We start from the raw sequence: 4,081 nt of genomic DNA on the forward strand, positions 1-4,081 counted from the left end.
GGGGGGGCGGTGGGGGACCAGCCGTACCGTCGGGGTGGGTTGCGGTCGTCGGCCGAACGGATGGATTGGCGGCGGCGCGTGCGGGGCACTACCCGCGTCGGTACCGCCGGCCCCCGCCGTGTGGTTCGCTCAAGGTGCGGTGCGCGCTCATGATCTTGTTCCGAAGGAGCGACATGCAGGTCTGGCCGGGTGAGCCGTACCCCCTGGGAGCCACCTACGACGGGATGGGCACCAACTTCGCGATCTTCTCTGAGGTGGCCGAGAAGGTCGAGCTCTGCCTCTTCGACGAGTGGGACACCGGCGCGGAGCGGCGGGTCGAGCTGCGCGAGGTCGACGCCTACGTCTGGCACGCGTACCTGCCCGGGGTGGAGCCGGGGCAGCGGTACGGCTACCGGGTGCACGGGCCGTACGATCCGGCGAACGGCCAGCGCTGCAATCCGCACAAGCTGCTGCTCGACCCGTACGCCAAGGCGGTCGACGGGGACGTGCTCTGGGACCCGGCGGTCTACGACTACGAGCCGGGCGACCCGGCGCGGATGAACCCGAGCGACTCGGCGCCGTTCATGCCGAAGTCGGTGGTGGTCAACCCGTACTTCGACTGGGGCAACGACAGGCCGCCCCGCACCCCGTACCACCACTCCGTGATCTACGAGGCGCACGTGCGCGGCCTGACCATGCGCCACCCGGACATCCCCGAGGAGCTGCGCGGCACGTACGCCGGCATCGCCTCCCCGCCGATGATCGAGCACCTGAGCAGGCTCGGGGTGACCGCCATCGAGCTGATGCCGGTGCACCAGTTCGTACACGACCACCGTCTGGCCGATCTCGGGCTGTGCAACTACTGGGGCTACAACACCATCGGCTTCTTCGCCCCGCACCACGGCTACTCGGCACTCGGGCGCCTCGGCCAGCAGGTGCAGGAGTTCCGGGGCATGGTCAGGGCGCTGCACGCCGCCGGCATCGAGGTCATCCTCGACGTGGTCTACAACCACACGGCCGAGGGCAACCACCTCGGCCCGACGCTGAGCTTCAAGGGCGTCGACAACGCCAGCTACTACCGGCTCAGCGAGCCCGACCGGCGCCACTACGTCGACTACACCGGCACCGGGAACAGCCTGAACGTGCGCAGCCCGCACTCACTACAGCTGATCATGGATTCGCTGCGCTACTGGGTGCAGGAGATGCACGTCGACGGCTTCCGCTTCGACCTCGCCGCCACCCTGGCCCGGGAGTTCTACGAGGTCGACCGCCTCTCCACCTTCTTCGAGGTGGTGCAGCAGGACCCGGTGGTCAGCCAGGTCAAGCTGATCGCCGAGCCGTGGGACGTCGGCCCCGGCGGCTACCAGGTCGGCAACTTCCCGCCGGTGTGGACGGAGTGGAACGGCAAGTACCGCGACACGGTGCGGGACTTCTGGCGGGGCGAGCCGGCCACCCTGGCCGAGTTCGCCTCCCGCATCTCCGGCTCCGCCGACCTCTACCAGGACGACGGGCGCCGGCCGTTCCACAGCATCAACTTCGTCACCTGCCACGACGGGTTCACCCTCACCGACCTGGTGTCGTACAACGACAAGCACAACGAGGCCAACGGCGAGGAGAACCGCGACGGCGAGAGCCACAACCGGTCCTGGAACTGCGGCGTCGAGGGGGAGACCGACGACCGGGCGGTGCTCGCGCTGCGGGCGAAGCAGCGGCGCAACTTCCTGGCCACTCTGATGCTCTCGCAGGGCGTGCCGATGATCGGCCACGGCGACGAGCTGGGCCGCACCCAGCGGGGCAACAACAACGCGTACTGCCAGGACAGCGAGCTGGCCTGGATCGACTGGGACGCCGCCGACACCGAGCTGCTGGAATTCACCCGCCGGCTCGTCGACTTCCGCCGCCGGCACCAGGTGTTCCGCCGCCGCCGCTTCTTCACCGGCCTGCCGGTCGGCGGGCGGGCCGCCGAGTCACCCCTGCCCGACCTGGCCTGGTACACCCCGGCCGGGCGGGAGATGACCGGCGAGGACTGGGGCAACGACTTCGGGCGTTCGGTCACGCTCTTCGTCAACGGCGAGGGCATTCGCGAGCGCGGCCAGTACGGCCAGCGCCACCGGGACGACTCCTACCTGCTCTGCTTCAACGCCCACGACGCCCCGCTGGACTTCACCCTGCCCCCGCCCGAGTTCGGGCGGCGCTGGGAGCTGGTGATCAGCACCGCGGAGCCGGCGCCGGGGAAGGCCACGGTGGTCGAGGCCGGCACCGCGATCTGCGTGCCGGACCGCTCCCTGGTGGTGCTGGAGCGGACCTGACATGGCCCTGTCGATTTCCGTTCACGACGTGACCGACCTGTTCACCGGTCGGGTCTACAGTGGCAGAGAGATCCGTCTGGCCGACCTGCCGGCCACCTACCCCGTCGCGCTGCTGGCTCCCACCACCGAGTCCGTGGAGGCTGCGTCATGACCGAGTTCACGGTGTGGGCGCCGGACGTCGCCCGGGTCCGGCTCCGCCTGGCCGGGGACGCCGACCACGAGATGTGCTCCGGCACCGACGGATGGTGGCGGGTCGAGGTGCCCGGCGCGGGCCCCGGCACCGACTACGGCTTCCTGCTCGGCGACGACGACCGGGCGCTGCCCGATCCGCGCTCGGCGTGGCAGCCCGCCGGGGTGCGCGGGCCGAGCCGGCTCTACGACCACGCGGCGTTCGAGTGGACCGACCGCTCCTGGACCGGGCGGCAACTGCCCGGCAGCGTCCTGTACGAGCTGCACGTCGGCACGTTCACCCCGGACGGCACCTTCGACGGGGTGATCGGCCGGCTCGACCATCTGGTCGACCTCGGCATCGACATGATCGAGCTGCTCGCGGTCAACGCCGTCAACGGCGGACACAACCGGGGCTACGACGGGGTCTGCTGGTACGCCCCGCACCAGCCCTACGGCGGGCCGGACGGCCTGAAACGCCTGGTCGACGCGGCCCACGCGAAGGGACTGGGGGTGATCCTCGACGTCGTCTACCACCAGTTCGGGCCCGCTGGAGCCTACCCGCCGACCTTCCTGGGCGAGCAGAGCGATATTTGGGGGCGCAGGGTCGACCTTGATGGCCCGCACTCCGACGGGATCCGCCGGCACGTCGTCGACAGCGTGCTGATGTGGCTGCGCGACTACCACGCCGACGGGCTGCGGCTGGACGCCGTGCACGTGTTGCCGGACTCCCGGGCCACTCAGTTCCTGGCGGAGGTGGTGGTGGCGGTGGAGGCGCTCTCCACCCACCTCGGCCGGCCACTGTCGCTGATCGCCGAGACCGACCTCGACGACCCCCGGTTGATCACCCCCAGGCAACCCGGCGGCGACGTCCGGTGCAACGACGAGGACCGCCATGTCCCGGACCGCCCGCTCACCGGCGAGCGGCAGGGCTACCACGCCGACTTCGGCTCGCTGGAGTGCCTCGCCGACCTGCTCACCGGCGGGCTCGTCCACGCCGGCACCTGGTCCAGCTTCCGCAACCGGCAGCAGGGGCGACCGGTGGACCGGCAGCAGATCCCGGGGCACCGGTTCCTGGCGTACCGGCAGAACCACGACCAGATTGGCAACCCGGCCACCGGCGACCGGATCTCCGCCTCCCTCTCCCCGGCGTTGCTGCGGGTCGGGGCGATGTTGCTGCTCACCGCGCCGTTCATCCCGACGCTGTTCATGGGGGAGGAATGGGCGGCCAGCACCCGGTGGCAGATCTTCACCAGCCACACCGAGCCGGCGCACGCCGTCGCGGTGGCGGCCGGCCGCCGGCGCGAGTTCGCGGCGCACGGCTGGCCGGAGGGGGACCTGCCGGACCCCCAGGACCGGCAGACCTTCGTCCGCTCGCGGTTGGACTGGGCCGAGCTGGACAAGCCCGAGCACCGCGCGATGTACGACTTCTACCGGCGGCTGATCGTGCTGCGCGGGAGCCGGCCCGACCTGGCCGACCCCTGGCTGGACCGGGTCAACGTACGCCGCGGCGACCAGTTCCTGGTGATGCGCCGGGGCGAGACGCTGGTGGCGGCGAACCTCGCCGGCAGGCCGCAGCGGATCACGCTGCCGGGGGTGGCGCGGGGGGTGCTGCTGGCGACGGG

3 protein-coding genes are annotated in these 4,081 nt (G+C 71.2%); all 3 read left to right on the top strand.

Annotated elements, in window-relative coordinates; genetic code table 11:
- The first annotated feature begins 173 nt into the window (after nt 1-173).
- The gene (gene glgX, locus C1I99_RS29960) at nt 174-2,288 is read left to right on the top strand and encodes a glycogen debranching protein GlgX (protein ID WP_111137536.1); all 2,115 of its coding nucleotides are present in this window, start codon (nt 174-176) and stop codon (nt 2,286-2,288) included.
- A 1-nt stretch (nt 2,289) separates the two neighbouring features.
- Complete coding sequence (locus C1I99_RS32980; protein WP_158554120.1) at nt 2,290-2,439, top strand: hypothetical protein; 150 nt, start codon at nt 2,290-2,292, stop codon at nt 2,437-2,439.
- Nucleotides 2,436-4,081 (top strand): malto-oligosyltrehalose trehalohydrolase (gene treZ / locus C1I99_RS29965; protein WP_111137537.1); only part of this gene is annotated, 1,646 nt, incomplete at its 3' end. The genes C1I99_RS32980 and treZ, both read left to right, overlap by 4 nt.

The sequence above is a fragment of the Micromonospora deserti genome (assembly GCF_003236335.1).
Taxonomy (GTDB): Bacteria; Actinomycetota; Actinomycetes; order Mycobacteriales; family Micromonosporaceae; genus Micromonospora; species Micromonospora deserti.

Excerpts from the sequence above, each read along its gene's own strand:
- C1I99_RS32980 (WP_158554120.1), top strand. The coding sequence starts at position 2,290 with ATGGCCCTGTCGATTTCCGTTCACGACGTGACCGACCTGTTCACCGGT.
- glgX (WP_111137536.1), top strand. The coding sequence starts at position 174 with ATGCAGGTCTGGCCGGGTGAGCCGTACCCCCTGGGAGCCACCTACGAC.